Consider the following 13822-nt stretch of genomic DNA (forward strand, 5'->3'; position numbering starts at 1 on the left):
ACCTACCCAAAAGGAACACCATGACTAACCCACAAGACGCGAGGGAAACCCTCCTTCCCGCGTATTTCGGCGAGTTCGGCGGACAGTTTGTCCCCGAGTCTCTCATTCCCGCACTCGACCAACTCGAGAAGGCCTTCGTCGAAGCGCAAAACGATCCCGCCTTCCGCAAAGAACTGTCCGGCTATCTTCGTGACTACCTTGGCCGTCCCACCCCTCTCACCGAGGCAACTAAGCTCGGTGGAAAGGCACGTATTTTCCTCAAGAGGGAGGACCTCGTCCACGGCGGCGCCCACAAGACCAACCAGGTGATTGGCCAAGCGCTCTTGGCCAAGCGCATGGGAAAGACCCGCATTATCGCTGAGACCGGCGCGGGCCAGCACGGGACCGCGACTGCGCTTGCCTGCGCGCTGCTCGATCTTGAGTGCGTCATCTACATGGGCGCTAAAGACGTCGAGAGGCAACAGCCCAATGTCTACCGCATGGAGCTCATGGGCGCGAAGGTCATTCCGGTGGACTCCGGATCTGGCACCCTCAAAGATGCCGTTAATGAGGCGCTGCGCGATTGGACCGCAACGTTCCACGAATCCCACTACCTGCTCGGCACCGCTGCCGGCCCCCATCCTTTCCCCACGATTGTCCGCGAGTTCCACAGGGTGATTTCCGAGGAAGCCAAGGCCCAAATGCTTGAGCGCACGGGCGGGCTTCCCGACGTGGTCGTCGCCTGCGTCGGCGGCGGCTCCAATGCCATCGGCATGTTCGCGGATTTCATCGACGAGGAGTCGGTCGAGCTCGTCGGCGCCGAGCCTGGGGGAGAGGGCCTCGATTCCGGACACCACGGTGCCACGATCAACAATGGCACCATTGGCATCCTCCACGGCGCCCGCTCCTACCTCATGCGCAATGCCGACGGTCAAGTAGAGGAGTCCTATTCCATCTCCGCCGGCCTCGATTACCCCGGCGTCGGTCCACAGCATGCTCACCTGGCGCAGACGGGCCGCGCCACCTATGTCGGCATCACCGACGCGGAGGCACTTGAAGCGTTCCAAATCCTCAGCCGCCGCGAAGGCATCATTCCCGCCCTTGAATCCTCACACGCCCTGGCCTATGCGCTTAAGCGCAAAGATGAGGACATCACCATTCTCGTTTCCCTTTCCGGGCGCGGCGACAAAGACATCGACCACGTCCGCCGCACCCTCGACGCGCACCCCGAATTCAAGATCACGGAGGACAAGTAATGAGCCGATACGAGAAACTCTTCTCCAACCTTGCCGCCCGCAATGAAGGGGCCTTCGTTCCCTTCATCATGTTGAGCGATCCCGACCCAGACACTGCCCTCGACATCGTTCGCGCGGCCGTCGCCGGCGGGGCCGATGCGCTCGAACTCGGCGTCCCCTTTTCGGACCCTGTTGCCGACGGTCCCACCATTCAGGCCTCACACATCCGCGCGCTCGAAGGAGGGGCAACGGTTGATTCCGCCATCGCCCAAATCCGCCAGATTCGAGCCGAATTCCCAGACCTTCCGATTGGCATGCTCATCTATGGCAATGTTCCCTTCACTCGTGGGTTGGAGACCTTCTACTCCGAGTTTCAAGAAGCGGGTGCTGATAGCATCTTGCTTCCCGACGTCCCCGTCCGCGAAGGCGCACCTTTCGTCGCCGCCGCCGACAAGGCCGGCATTGACCCGATCTTCATCGCCCCGGCACAAGCCTCGGAGCAGACCCTCCAGGGCGTGGCTCAATACTCGAGGGGCTACATTTACGCAATCTCTCGCGACGGCGTCACCGGCACCGAGAAGGAATCGGAAACCCGCGGGCTCGTTGATGTAGTGAACAACGTGAAACGCTTTGGTGGGGCACCGATTCTCCTTGGCTTTGGGATCTCAACCCCTCAGCATGTCGCCGATGCCATCTCCGCTGGCGCAGCTGGGGCCATCACCGGATCTGCTTTAACGAAGATTGTCGACGCTCACCTCGACGAGAACAACAAGCCCACCGACGGACTCGCCTCTGCAGTCACCGACTTCGTATCCAAGATGAAGGCTGCTACCAAGCGTGCCGTTGGCTAAGCGCTTTCCCGAACAATCCTGACCCACCTCGGCCTCTTCCATCACGTCGTGCGCCACCACGCGTCACGATGGAAGGGGTCGTTTCACGTGAAACAGCGCGTGTTCCATATGCACAAGCCCATCGGCTACCGTCGTTGTAGCCAGCAGTCACTAATAATGCCGCCTTCTGTGCCTTCCAAAGCCTCCTTGATTCCCTAATCCCCAACAGCGATAGTCTCTTGGCCCTCAGAAGGGGATACCATCGGATGCGTTCGAGTAGCGATCCGCCGGGTCCGTCCTGTCGAAGACCTCGACCAACTCTCCGCCATCAAGCTCAACCTTCAAGGCTTTGGCCTCTTCGTGCATCTTCCGCCGGTGAGCAATGACATCTTCCGCGACGGTTCGTGCCCACACCTTAGACGCCGGGGCCAGAGGACCGGTTGCTTCAGTCACCGCCCAGGTGCCGTCCTCAAACAACCAGACAACATCACCAGTAACTGGGTCCAGGATATAGAAAGCCCGTCCGTCAGTTTTCATGTTGTGGTGGTGCTGACAAAGGGCAACCAGGTTAGATGGGTGCGTAGGGCCACCATCGGCGTAGTTAATCCTGTGGTCCAGTTGGCATGTCCAAGCCGGTCGATTACAGCCAGGCGCCCGACAGGTCCCGTCGCGCCCCTCGACATACTTTCGCGTGAAATCTGAGGGCTGGTAGCCTTCACACGGTTCTGGCGCTTCACTAAAGTCTCTCGTCACAGTCCTCGACGCTGGGACTCCTTCACCGGTCCAGCCGTGTCCCTGAACATAGACCGGCGCTCCCTCCACGTCAGTGGCTTTGAATTCATGCACAACAACTTTTCCAGCCTCCGGCTGAATCTTGCCCGTAATGAGGAGAACTAAGGCATCCGCCATTGAGACGTCATGCTCTTTTGCGGCCAGCTTGATTGTCTCGTGGATTACGACGCCGACGTTACTATCGACCTCTAACTGGATCGAGGCACGTTCTCCCCGGGTGAGGAGTGAATACCGGTTCTTCTTCCGCTTATCCCGGAACGCGATCGAATCATCCAAGACCTTAGCGATGTCGCGCACCTTGCGCCGAATCTTTTCAGCGCTGGGAAAGACCTGGTTGGGTTTAGTCGGTGTTAGCCACGCCTCCAATTGACTATCGATCTCTGAGAGAACTGACTGAATAGGGTTGCCCAGCTTTGCCAGTACTTGATCAATAGCAACCAAGGCTTGCATATCGAGTAGGAATTCAGAATCTTGCAACGCCTTCACCTTCGGCAATTCACTGAGACGAATAAGCCCCATGACATTCCGAGCCACATGTGCCGGAGACTTTCCCGTCTTTTGGCCAAGGGTCATAAATGCAGTGTCTGAATCTGCGTCGAGGGGTGGCTGGACACGTGACCAAAACTCATACTCTGTTCTTCGCATGAGTTGACCCGCCATACATTCTGGATCATGCGGGTTTGAGTGAGAAAAATACGCAGTAGGTACCGAGGTTGAAGAATTTGTTGTGATTCCCATGGGGAGCTGCATCCCTAAATTAGCCGGATAATTGCTTCCCCCACTCCCACCTTTAGAATACATGTTCTAAGCTCGTCCCAAAAGAGCCATTTCGGTTTTCGTCAGAGTTTTTGGGAGCTCCTTGCACGACCGAGCGGCCCGCGACGTCGGCAACAAGGCATACAAAAATCCCCCTCCCGCAGCCAACCTTCCAATTGATTGGTCTAAACGTATAGACCGGAAATGGAACGCAAGCTAGGGAAGGGGGAAGCTTTCAGGGTTTCACGTGAAACCTAAGCTTGAAACCTAAGCTTTGCTGAGCTCCTCGTCGGCAGCAGAGGCGTCGACCTCGGCCTCCAACCCATCAATTCTATTACGAGCGAAACGGTCAACAATCATGGCGATAGCGCCGTCGCCAGTAACGTTCGCGGCCGTACCCACGGAATCGATAGCGATGTAAGCGGCAATCATCAGTGCCACCATCGAATCATCAAAGCCCATATTGGATTGCAACAGACCAACAGCAACCATCACGGCACCGCCCGGAACACCGGGGGCCGCGATCATCATGATTCCAAGAAGAAGGATGAAGCCCAAGGCCTTACCCAAATCTGCTTCCATACCATCAGCCATGTACACAATCGCGAAGGCGTACAACGTCAGCTTGATCATCGAACCAGAAAGGTGGATGGTCGCACAGAGGGGGATAACGAAGCCAGCAACGGGCTTGGAAATGCCGTTCTTCAACGTGGCGTCCAACGTCACCGGAATCGTCGCCGCCGAAGAGGAAGTACCCAACGCGGTGAAGTAGGCCGGTGCCATGTTCTTCAATGCGCGGAATGGATTCTTACCCGCAATTGTGCCGGCGATGATGTATTGAAGCACGAGGTAAACCAGCGTCATGAGGACCGCAAGCAAAAGAACCTTGGCGAAGGCAACGAGGACCGTCCCGATATTGCCATTCATACCCAAGGAGAGGAACATGCCAAAGATATAGAACGGCAGGAGGGGAATCACAAAGCCCCAGATCACCTTGATGACGACGTTCTCAAATTCTTTAGTAATCGCGTAAAGGTTGTCGGATTTCACAGTGGTCATCGCCACGCCAACGCAGAAGGACAACAGCAGCGCCGTCATAACTTCGAATGGAGCCGGCATCTCAACGGTGAAGTAGGGCTCGAGCGCTCCGGCATCGATGTCAGCCACATCAGTGTTGAGCGTCTGCCCACCTAGCAACGTGGGGTACAGGACCTGGGTCAAACCGTAGGCAACGAGGCCCGCCACGATAGTGGAACCATACGCAATTCCGGCAGTAATACCCAGCCACTTGCCGGCACCGCGCCCGAGGCCCGCGATTGCCGGTGCCACGAGAGCAAGAATCAGAATGGGGATGAAGAAGCCAAGAAAATTCGAGAACAGTCCGTTGTATGTTGCGAAGGCCCTGCCGAACCACTCGGGGGCGAATTGGCTAACTATGATGCCCAAGACTATCGCTACGATAATCTTGAACAGCAGAGAGTTGAGAACACTCTTGAATGTCATGATTGAGTCTTTTCTATGGTTGATACCACTACGAGTTTCTCGCCCGGCGATAAACGCTTATTTATCTACCAAGCGACACGAAATGTATATTACAGCACGAAACGAATAAATTGAACCAGCTTTCTCGCTAGCTAGGAGGCGGGATAGACTTAGACGCATGCTCGTAGTCGGAATCATCTTCCTCATCCTTGCCGCGGTCCTCATCATCGTCGGCGGCCTTGCCACACTCCGTAAACTCCCCGGCAACAGTGTTGTTGGATTGCGTCTCGCGGAGATCCGAAAAACCCGGGAGGCATGGGACAACGCCCACGCTATTGCGGGCCCGTTCTGGTTCCTGGGAGGCATCGCTCTCGTTTTCGGTGGCGTTATCGCGCTTCGCGCCGAAGGTTGGATGTGGCTAATCCCCGCACTCACAGCCGTCGTAGCTATCCTCGCGCTCTCCATCGGCTCCAACATGGGTGCCCGCGCGGCCTACCTGTGGGACCAAGCCCATAAAGACGACGATGGTTGCGGCGATTCCTGCAACTGTGGCGACGGCGGCTGCGGGGGAGAGGCGCCGGCTGTCGACGTCTCCGCGATCCGTGCCGCGGCACAACACGCCGACAAGACGGGCCGAGACTAGAGCGGCTTTTTAAGCACAGTGACGTATTCTGGGCAGACAAACGTCCCTATGTGATTTCATCACAAACTATATTTTAGGTGGCCAGCACAACAACGGGTAGACCCGATGATTGGTTCGGCCACCTTTCTTTGTCCTGTGCGAGCACTGAGAGTTAAACATCAATCACGTGGGAACACGGCAGTGTGACGTGACAACAGGAGTCGGGCGGCGCACGATCGTGGTCATGACCAAGAGCACCAAAACTAAAGCGCTACGGCTCGTCGCTGCAACAGCGCTCAGCCTCAGCATCCTCGGCGCGGGGGCCACGTATGCACTCGCCGGAGAACGTCGCGGAGCACACAACGAAGCTGGGACGATCTATAGCGATGTCGGCACATCATACGGTGCCTACGATTTCAGCGGCAGCAGGGAAGAGGAGCTTCCCGTGTGGGACGGTAAACTTAGCTAACGGCACATTGTCCTCTCCCTACACAGCCAATGAATCAGATAGAGTAATCCACATGACTACGTGTTCACGCCGCCTTTTCCTGCTCGGTACTGCGACCACCTTAGCCGGGGCCTACCTCGCCGCCTGTGGCAAGGAGCCTTCCGCGGAAGTCGCAGCGACGGAAATCCCCGTTGGCTCCGCCATCATTGTGGACAAGGTGATCTTCGCTCAACCCACCGAGGGAGAGTTCAAAGCATATTCGCAGACCTGCCCGCACCAGGGTTCCCTCATCACGAAGATTGAAGGCTTGACCGCCACGTGCACGAGTCACTACTCAAGCTTTGACCTCAGCAGCGGCGAAGTCACCGGCGGCCCCAGCCCTAAACCGCTCACTGAGTACGGAGTGGAAAACAACGGGGGAACAGTCAAAAACGTCTCCGCCTAATGGATATCCCTGGCGACTCAGGGGGTTTGAAAAGATGTTTCACGTGAAACCGTGAGGGGCGTCTAGACTCTCTTCTATGATTGAGCGCCTAAAAAGACTCGACCCCCTCATCGTCCTCATCCTGTGCGCCGTCGCAATCGCTATTGCTTTTCCCGCGCGGGGAAGCTTTGCAGACAGCTTCGATGTCCTCACGAATATAGCGATCGCCCTTCTCTTCTTCCTCTACGGCGCCCGACTCTCAACGCGCGAAGCCATCAACGGGATCAAACACTGGAAGCTCCATCTCACTATTCTGGCGTTTACCTTTGTGGTCTACCCAATCATCGGCCTCGCGCTGCGCCCGCTCACCGCGTTCATCCCAAACGATCTTTACTTGGGAATTCTCTACCTCACGCTTGTACCGTCAACAGTGCAATCGTCGGTAGCCTTTACCTCGATCGCCCGCGGAAATGTTCCCGGAGCAATCGTCTCTGCGTCTGCCTCAAACCTCGCTGGAGTTCTGCTTACGCCATTGCTCGTCATGGCACTCATGGGGGCCGGCGATGGGATACACATCGATAGCTCTGTTTTCTTTGAGATTTCTGTTCTTTTGCTCCTACCTTTCGTGCTCGGCCAGCTCACCAGAAAATGGGTGGGCAAACTCGCAGCAAGCAAAGCCACGAAAGTGGTGGACCGAGGCTCCATCGCGATGGTCGTCTATGCGGCCTTTTCTAAGGGAATGGTGGACGGGATTTGGGCGTCGATTAGCGTATGGCAGATTCTGTTTCAGATTGTCTTCTCAACAGCATTCGTCTTCTTTATGCTCTGGCTCACCAAGGCGGTCAGCCAGAAGCTGGGATTCGACAGAGAAGACACCATTGCTATTCAGTTCTGCGGGTCAAAGAAGTCCCTGGCCACCGGATTACCCATGGCCTCGGTGATCTTTGCCTCCGGCGGCACCTCATTGGGGCTGCTCATCCTTCCCCTCATGATTTACCACCAGGTCCAATTGATGATCTGCGCGTCTATGGCGGCACGCTACGCCCGGGTAGAGTGAGAGCACATGAAAAAGCTTTATGTTCGCACCACCATGACCATCCCGGAGGTCGGCACCGCCACACACATCGCGGAGCTTGAGGAAATCAACGCTGAGGCCTGCTCCATGCTGCGCATGATCGCCCTCGCTCCGAATGACTCCATCGTCGGCGCTGCAACACCGGAGACCTCAGTGGGCAATGCCGAGGTCCCACAGCGCGTGGTTCCACACCCCGACACCTACGACGCATTCCCCGACATCAACGCCGAGCTTATCGACGCCTTCCAGTTCCACTCGTTGTGGACAGAGGCCATCGCCCTCTACGGGGACTTTTAAAGCACCACGTTCACCAACAGCATGTACACGGCGGTGCCTCCGAAGATGGACAAACCGGAGTTGCGACGCCACAGGTGCAGCAGGGCAGTAGCCGCGGCGCCTACAAGGGGAGCCACAAAGCTTCCCGTGTCTTGGGTCTGACTAAACAAGGTGTAAACCACCAGGACCGTCATCACGCCCACGGGCATAGTGAAGCCCAGCATGCTGATGAATTGGCTATCCTTCAGGGCCTTCACAAAGACGAAGGGAAGCCAGCGCAAAACAACCGTCACCACCCCGACGGGGATAAGCACGGCGAGGATGCTGCCCAGGGTTACTCCAGCTGGCATTAGGACTCCCTGCGTAGAATCATCGCGCTGTCGGCACGAGGGGAAAGGTAGCGCACCACCAGGAGCAGGAAGTAGGCGCTCAGCGCCACCATGAGTAGCTGCCCTGGAAACAGACAGCCCGCGAGGACACCCAGGACCGCCGCGGACAGGGGAAGCGAGTAATCCTTGTTGTTCTGGAAGGAATCAATCGCTAGGACAATGAACAAGGCGACGAGGGCGAAATCCAGACCCTTCACCGAGGGCGGAATAGCCTGGCCTGCCAGCGCACCAATGATGCCCGAGACAACCCACAGCACCTGGCAGAAAAGCTGCACGGTGAAGACAAATGCACCACTCGGGCGCGAGCCGCGGGGAAAGGCGGAGAGGACGGCATAGGATTCGTCGGTCAGCGCGTACGTGGAATAGGCGCGGCCGAAACGATTCCGAATCTCATCGCGCGGAAAGGTTAACCCGTAGAAGATGTGGCGGAAGTTCACCATGAAACCCGTCACCGCGGCAACGGCGGGCGTCACGCCGCCGGTCACCATGGAAATGGCGAGGAACTCCATCGAACCAGCGTAAATAACGATAGAAAAGATGGGGGTCCACCACCAGTCGAAACCGGTCTGGACCATGAGCACGCCGAAGGCGAGGCCCAGCGGCACCACCCCCACGGCAATGGGCATGCAGGTCCGTATTGCCTTGATGATCTCCGCACGCATGGCAGAGATGTTAGCGCAGGGGGTCGAGAGGAACTCTAATTATCTTCATCGATATAGCGCGGGAAGGTGGCAAACAACGGCAGGGGCATGGCTTGGCGGCGCATGACATCTGACCACGTATCTGTCGATCCGGAGGAGACCACGTCCTGGGGCAGCGCAGGGGCCACGTACCACTCACCGCGATCGATTTCCTCATCGAGTTCGCCCGGTCCCCACTCGAAATGACCGGCGAAAAAGCGCATACCTTCCACCAGTTCGGTGACGGCATCGGGACCCACGCGCAGATCGACGAGTGCCACCCGTGGGGCGAGGCGGCTCAACGAAGGCTGTTTCTCGATGTCGACGCCCTGTTTGGTCAGCGCCACGCCGATGGCCGCCTGCTGGTCGTGCGGGCCGCCGATGTAAAGGGCCTGCGGCTTAGCCACCACGGGCAGCCACTCCGGCATGACGTTGAAGACCGCGACCTCGGAGCGCTTAGTCAGATCCACGCCATACGTACGCCCGGCATGTTGCTCGGTGATGAGGATGACGGAGCGATTGTACTGGGGCGCGAGGACGTCGGGAGCCGCCACGAGGAGCTGGCCAGGGGCGGGATCATTGCGCTCGAGGGCGTTGAAAAGTCTGTCTGCGTACATCCCTATCTAGAATTCCACCACTCGCGCAGCTTCGCAATAGCAACCTCGCGCTCCAGCGGGCCTTCTTCGAGGCGCAGCTCCTTGAGGTAAGACCAGGCCTTGCCTACCTCCGGGCCGGGTTCAAGGCCGAGGATCTCCATGATCTCGTTGCCGTCGAGATCCGGGCGCACGCGAGCGAGGTCTTCCTTGGCCGCGATATCCGCGATGCGTTCCTCCAGCTGGTCATACGTGCGCTGGAGGCGGCGGGCCTTGCGCTCATTGCGGGTGGTGCAATCGGCACGCACAAGTTTGTGCAGGCGCGGGAGAAGATCGCCGGCATCGGTGACATAGCGGCGCACGGCGGAATCGGTCCACTGGCCATCGCCGAAACCGTGGAAACGCATATGCAGGTAGACCAGCTGGCCGATGTCTTCGGTCGTTGCCTTGGGGAACTTCAGCTTGCGCAGGCGCTTGCGGGTGAGCTTGGCACCAACCACCTCGTGGTGGTGGAAGCTGACCTTGCCGTCGGTGGTATCGCGGGTATCCGGCTTGCCAATGTCATGAAGCAGGGCAGCCCACCGCAGGATCAGGTCGGGGCCATCTTCTTCCTGGTCCATGGCCTGGCGCAGCACGGTCAGCGAGTGCGCGTACACGTCCTTGTGCTGCGCGTGCTCGTCGGGAGCCATGCGCAGCGCCGGAATCTCCGGAAACACATAGTCCGCAATACCTGAGTCAACGAGCAGGTCAATGCCCTTCCACGGCGCGACACCGCAGATGAGCTTGTTGAGCTCCACCTGCACGCGCTCCACGGTGATGCGCTGGATTTCGCCCGCCATGTCGGTCATGGCATCGCGCACGCGCTGGGCGACGTCAAACTCTAACTGCGCCGCGAACCGCGCAGCGCGGAGCATGCGAAGAGGATCATCGTGGAAGGAAATCTCCGGCGCATCCGGGGTATCGAGGATGCGATTCGCCAGGTCATCGAGTCCGCCCATCGGATCGTGGAATTCGCGGGTACCGTCCGGACGCAGCTCGATGGCCATGGCATTGACCTTGAAATCGCGGCGCACGAGATCGCCCTCGAGGGTGTCGCCGTAGACCACCTCGGGGTTGCGGGAATCACCGTCGTAGCTATCAGAGCGGAACGTGGTGATCTCAATCTGCTGGCCCTTATAGGCCGCCGAGACCGTACCGAAGTCGATGCCGGTATCCCACACGGTTTCGGCCCACTCCTCCAGAATCGAATACACAACGTCGGGCCGGGCCGGGGTGGTGAAGTCGAGGTCATTGCCCAGGCGGCCGAGCAGGGCATCGCGGACAGAGCCGCCGACGAGGTAGAGGGGGGCGTCGTGAAGCGCAAAGCGTTCCACCAGGCCACTGAGGAGGCCACTGAGCTGGGCGACGGTGGCGTCCGCGCGAGCAAGAACGCCGATTAGCTGAGTGTCCTGAAAATTCACGGATCGAAGTCTACTACGATTAGCAGGGATGACTAAGAACACGCCAGGGTCCAAGCGCCGCCGCCGGCGGGGCGCGGGCCACCGGAACCACCGCACGGGACGCCCCCAGCGCACGTCCACCAACCGCATGACCACGCGGGATGAGACGTCCGCAGGCGGACTCGTCGTGTCCGGATTGGCGGAGGCCGTCGACGAAGACGGCAACGTCGACCTGTCCCAAATCTATGTGGCACTCATCGGCAGGTTGGACCGCCGCGGGCGCCTGCTGTGGTCCATGCCCAAGGGCCATGTGGAAAACGGCGAGGCCAAGGAACTCACCGCCGAGCGCGAAGTATGGGAGGAGACCGGAATTCACGGCAAGGTCTTCGCGGACCTGGGCATGATTGATTATTGGTTCGTCTCCGATGGCGTGCGCATTCACAAGACCGTGCACCACCACCTGCTGCGTTTCGTGGACGGCATCATGAATGACGAGGACCCGGAGGTCACCGAGGTGTCCTGGATCCCGGTCTCCGAGCTCATCGAGCACCTTGCCTATGCGGACGAGCGCAAGCTGGCCCGCATCGCCCACGACCTCCTCCCTGATCTCGCGCGAAAGGAAGCTGCCGCAGGAAAGGCGACTCCGCGGTGAGTTGGCGCGCAGCGGTTGCCATCACGGCGCTGGCGGTGGGCTGCGCCGTCCCCGTGGCCCAGGCACAAACTCCCGACGCCGAGAGCAACGACTCCCACTATTGGCTCGGCTCCCGCGGCCCCGATGAGCTCGAACTCAGCTTGCTCAGCGCGACGGAGGCGCGAGTAGGTGAGACGCTTAAAGTCCAGCTGCGCATCCACAACCCAACCGAGAGCGCCGTTGATGACTTGCAAATAACCTCCCGACGCAGCAATGCTGTGAACTCCACGACGGAGGCCCGCCAAGAGCTCGCTGCGGGATCCTTTCCTTATTATGGGGCTTCGCTCGGCGCAGGAGCACTGGAGCCGGGGGAGAGCCGCGACGTAACCGTGGAGGTCCCCACCGCGTTGGGAGATGACTCCACGCTGGCCATCACCGATCCCGGCGCCTACCCACTGCTGTTTACGCTCACCGGCACCCGCGACGGCCAGGCCGCGAGCTTTGCGGAAGAGCGGACCATCCTGGATTTCAGAGGCGAAAATCAGGATCCGACGCCCGACGCAGAAGACGACAGCAAACACGAGTTCTCACTGATCTATCCCGTGACCGCCCAGGTCGACGTCGTGCCGGGAGATACCGGCGGCGAGGAGCTCATCTTAGAAAGCGAGCAGCTCGCTGAACAGCTCTCACCGGGCGGGCGCCTCGATCAGCTGCTCGACGCCTACCTGCAGCATGATCTGCACGGTTCAGGCTGCGTGGCCCTGGACCCCGCGCTTGTCGACGCCGCCGACCGCATGTCCGCCGGCTACACCGTCAACGAGACCCGCCCCTCCACCGCTAAACACCCCACGCGCCTGCGCGATTCCTGGTTTAGCAGCGCCGATTCCGATCGCGGCAAGCCGGGCGCGGGCGCCCAAGACGCCGCCGCGTGGCTGGAGAAACTGAAGAAGGTGGACTGCCGCATGCTCATGCCGTGGGCTAACGCAGACACCGATGCCGTGGCCCAGGTAGGAAACGAGTGGCTCACCCACGAGGCCGTCGAGCAGGGCGCTGACACCATCGAGCGCGTCCTCGGTGCCCCGCTCAGCACGCCACTGACCGCGCCTGCCTCAGGGACAAGCGAGCACGCGATGCCCGTCCCGCTGCTGGTGGCGGATAATTCCGAGTGGGCCGGTAAGGCCGCCACCTTTGATGCCTCCCTCGGAGCCCTCTTGGCCCAGACCGGTTCTAAGCCGCAGACCACTGGGTACTCCAACCCGGAGCTGCGCTACGACTTTTCGATGGATTCAGAGCAGGCGAGGGCGCTGACGGCGGGGGCGTCGATAAGCGTGGCGTCCGCGCAAGAGGAGACCGTGGCCAAGCTGCCGAACTTCCAGGACCCTGCCGCCGCGCGCGCGGTGATGGAAGCAGCGCAGCGCCTGCTCAATTCCGGGCGCCTCGAGCCCCGTCCCGTTGCCGCGCTGCCCATCGAGCCCGGCAGCGGCAACCCCGGAAGTCCCTACCCAGATCCCGCAGCTTTCCACGACGCCGAGATCACACAGGTGACGCAGCAGGCGCGCTATACCGATGAGCTGATGTCCATCATGGTCAACGATCCCGGTATCGCCATGACGCGCTATAACTTCACGGCACCCCTGCGCCGCGATCTCCTCACGGCGCTCAGCGCTACCGACCGCTCCAGCCTCCACGGTTTTCCATCCTCGGTGGAGCAGAGCCGCTCCCGGCTGGAGAAAAACGCGGATATGCTCCGCGAGCTCCGCGCCTCCGTGGCGCTCATCCCGCCGGGCAACGTCTTTACCCGCGTTTCAGAGTCATCACCGCTGCTCATCGTGGCGGAGAACGGCCTGCCGCTGCCTGTCGACGCCCACCTAGCCTACGACGCCCCCGACGGCGCCACGTTGAACACGCAGGACTTGATTCACATCCCAGCCAAGGGATCTATTACCGTGTCCATGACCGCTGACCTGCCCAGCAACGTTGACCAGATGTCGCTGCGCCTGTGGCTTGCAACACCATCTGAGCACCTCATTTCGGATCCAATCGATATCACGGTGCAGACGCGTGCCGGTATCGTTAGCGTCTATGGAGTCGGCGCGATCGCCGCGCTCGCCCTCGTCCTTGCCGCATTGTTCCGGCTGGGTAAGTGGAAGAAAAAGAAGTCTCACGGATAG

15 protein-coding genes are annotated in these 13822 nt (G+C 59.6%); 9 read left to right on the plus strand and 6 right to left on the minus strand.

Annotation, left to right across the window (positions count from 1 at the left end; all coding sequences use genetic code 11):
- Positions 1-20 precede the first annotated feature (20 nt).
- Complete coding sequence (trpB, locus tag HMPREF2808_RS05170; RefSeq protein ID WP_070565648.1) at positions 21-1235, plus strand: tryptophan synthase subunit beta; 1215 nt, start codon at positions 21-23, stop codon at positions 1233-1235.
- On the plus strand, positions 1235-2065 hold the full coding sequence (gene trpA, locus HMPREF2808_RS05175; protein ID WP_070563645.1) for a tryptophan synthase subunit alpha: 831 nt from the start codon (positions 1235-1237) through the stop codon (positions 2063-2065). The genes trpB and trpA overlap by 1 nt, the downstream gene beginning before the upstream one ends.
- Positions 2066-2290: 225 nt before the next feature.
- On the opposite strand, the gene HMPREF2808_RS05180 is transcribed toward trpA, so the two are convergent.
- Together HMPREF2808_RS05180 and HMPREF2808_RS05185 are read right to left on the minus strand one after the other, a co-directional pair.
- Positions 2291-3409, minus strand: a complete 1119-nt coding sequence (locus HMPREF2808_RS05180) for an HNH endonuclease signature motif containing protein (RefSeq protein WP_246818514.1) — start codon at positions 3407-3409, stop codon at positions 2291-2293.
- Positions 3410-3859: 450 nt separating this feature from the next.
- A complete protein-coding gene (locus tag HMPREF2808_RS05185; protein WP_070624088.1) occupies positions 3860-5095 on the minus strand; it encodes a dicarboxylate/amino acid:cation symporter in 1236 nt (411 codons plus the stop codon).
- 157 nt (positions 5096-5252) lie between these two features.
- Here HMPREF2808_RS05185 and HMPREF2808_RS05190 point away from each other — a divergent pair, with 157 nt between their 5' ends.
- From HMPREF2808_RS05190 to HMPREF2808_RS05210, 5 genes are all read left to right on the plus strand, one after another.
- Positions 5253-5717, plus strand: a complete 465-nt coding sequence (locus HMPREF2808_RS05190; protein WP_070596440.1) for an SdpI family protein — start codon at positions 5253-5255, stop codon at positions 5715-5717.
- Positions 5718-5940: 223 nt separating this feature from the next.
- Positions 5941-6165: a hypothetical protein gene (locus tag HMPREF2808_RS05195; protein WP_070563654.1), complete on the plus strand. Its 225-nt coding sequence runs from the start codon at positions 5941-5943 to the stop codon at positions 6163-6165.
- A gap of 52 nt (positions 6166-6217) precedes the next feature.
- On the plus strand, positions 6218-6589 hold the full coding sequence (locus HMPREF2808_RS05200) for a Rieske (2Fe-2S) protein (RefSeq protein WP_070624090.1): 372 nt from the start codon (positions 6218-6220) through the stop codon (positions 6587-6589).
- Between the two features lie 76 nt (positions 6590-6665).
- The gene (locus HMPREF2808_RS05205; protein WP_070624092.1) at positions 6666-7625 is read left to right on the plus strand and encodes a bile acid:sodium symporter family protein; all 960 of its coding nucleotides are present in this window, start codon (positions 6666-6668) and stop codon (positions 7623-7625) included.
- Positions 7626-7631: 6 nt separating this feature from the next.
- Entirely contained in the window at positions 7632-7940 is a 309-nt protein-coding gene (locus tag HMPREF2808_RS05210; protein ID WP_070521880.1) for a hypothetical protein, read from the plus strand.
- On the opposite strand, the gene HMPREF2808_RS05215 is transcribed toward HMPREF2808_RS05210, so the two are convergent.
- Genes HMPREF2808_RS05215 through HMPREF2808_RS05230 form a run of 4 tightly spaced genes read right to left on the minus strand, consistent with a single transcriptional unit; the run spans position 7937 to position 11041 of the window.
- Positions 7937-8269 (minus strand): branched-chain amino acid transporter permease, encoded by a 333-nt coding sequence (locus HMPREF2808_RS05215; protein WP_070624094.1) that lies wholly within the window; start codon positions 8267-8269, stop codon positions 7937-7939. The genes HMPREF2808_RS05210 and HMPREF2808_RS05215 overlap by 4 nt on opposite strands.
- Complete coding sequence (locus HMPREF2808_RS05220; RefSeq protein WP_070624097.1) at positions 8269-8970, minus strand: AzlC family ABC transporter permease; 702 nt, start codon at positions 8968-8970, stop codon at positions 8269-8271. The genes HMPREF2808_RS05215 and HMPREF2808_RS05220 overlap by 1 nt, the downstream gene beginning before the upstream one ends.
- Before the next feature lie 35 nt (positions 8971-9005).
- Positions 9006-9605 carry a YqgE/AlgH family protein gene (locus HMPREF2808_RS05225; protein WP_070521889.1) on the minus strand — a complete coding sequence of 200 codons (600 nt, stop codon included), beginning with the start codon at positions 9603-9605 and terminating at the stop codon, positions 9006-9008.
- Between the two features lie 2 nt (positions 9606-9607).
- Entirely contained in the window at positions 9608-11041 is a 1434-nt protein-coding gene (locus HMPREF2808_RS05230) for a CCA tRNA nucleotidyltransferase (RefSeq protein WP_070624098.1), read from the minus strand.
- A 28-nt stretch (positions 11042-11069) separates the two neighbouring features.
- Here HMPREF2808_RS05230 and HMPREF2808_RS05235 point away from each other — a divergent pair, with 28 nt between their 5' ends.
- Both HMPREF2808_RS05235 and HMPREF2808_RS05240 read left to right on the plus strand, forming a co-directional pair.
- Complete coding sequence (locus HMPREF2808_RS05235) at positions 11070-11672, plus strand: NUDIX hydrolase (RefSeq protein WP_010188049.1); 603 nt, start codon at positions 11070-11072, stop codon at positions 11670-11672.
- A complete protein-coding gene (locus HMPREF2808_RS05240) occupies positions 11669-13822 on the plus strand; it encodes a hypothetical protein (protein ID WP_070624100.1) in 2154 nt (717 codons plus the stop codon). Before HMPREF2808_RS05235 ends, HMPREF2808_RS05240 begins: the two co-directional genes overlap by 4 nt.

This window comes from Corynebacterium sp. HMSC078A10 (assembly GCF_001811565.1).
Taxonomy (GTDB): Bacteria; Actinomycetota; Actinomycetes; order Mycobacteriales; family Mycobacteriaceae; genus Corynebacterium; species Corynebacterium hesseae.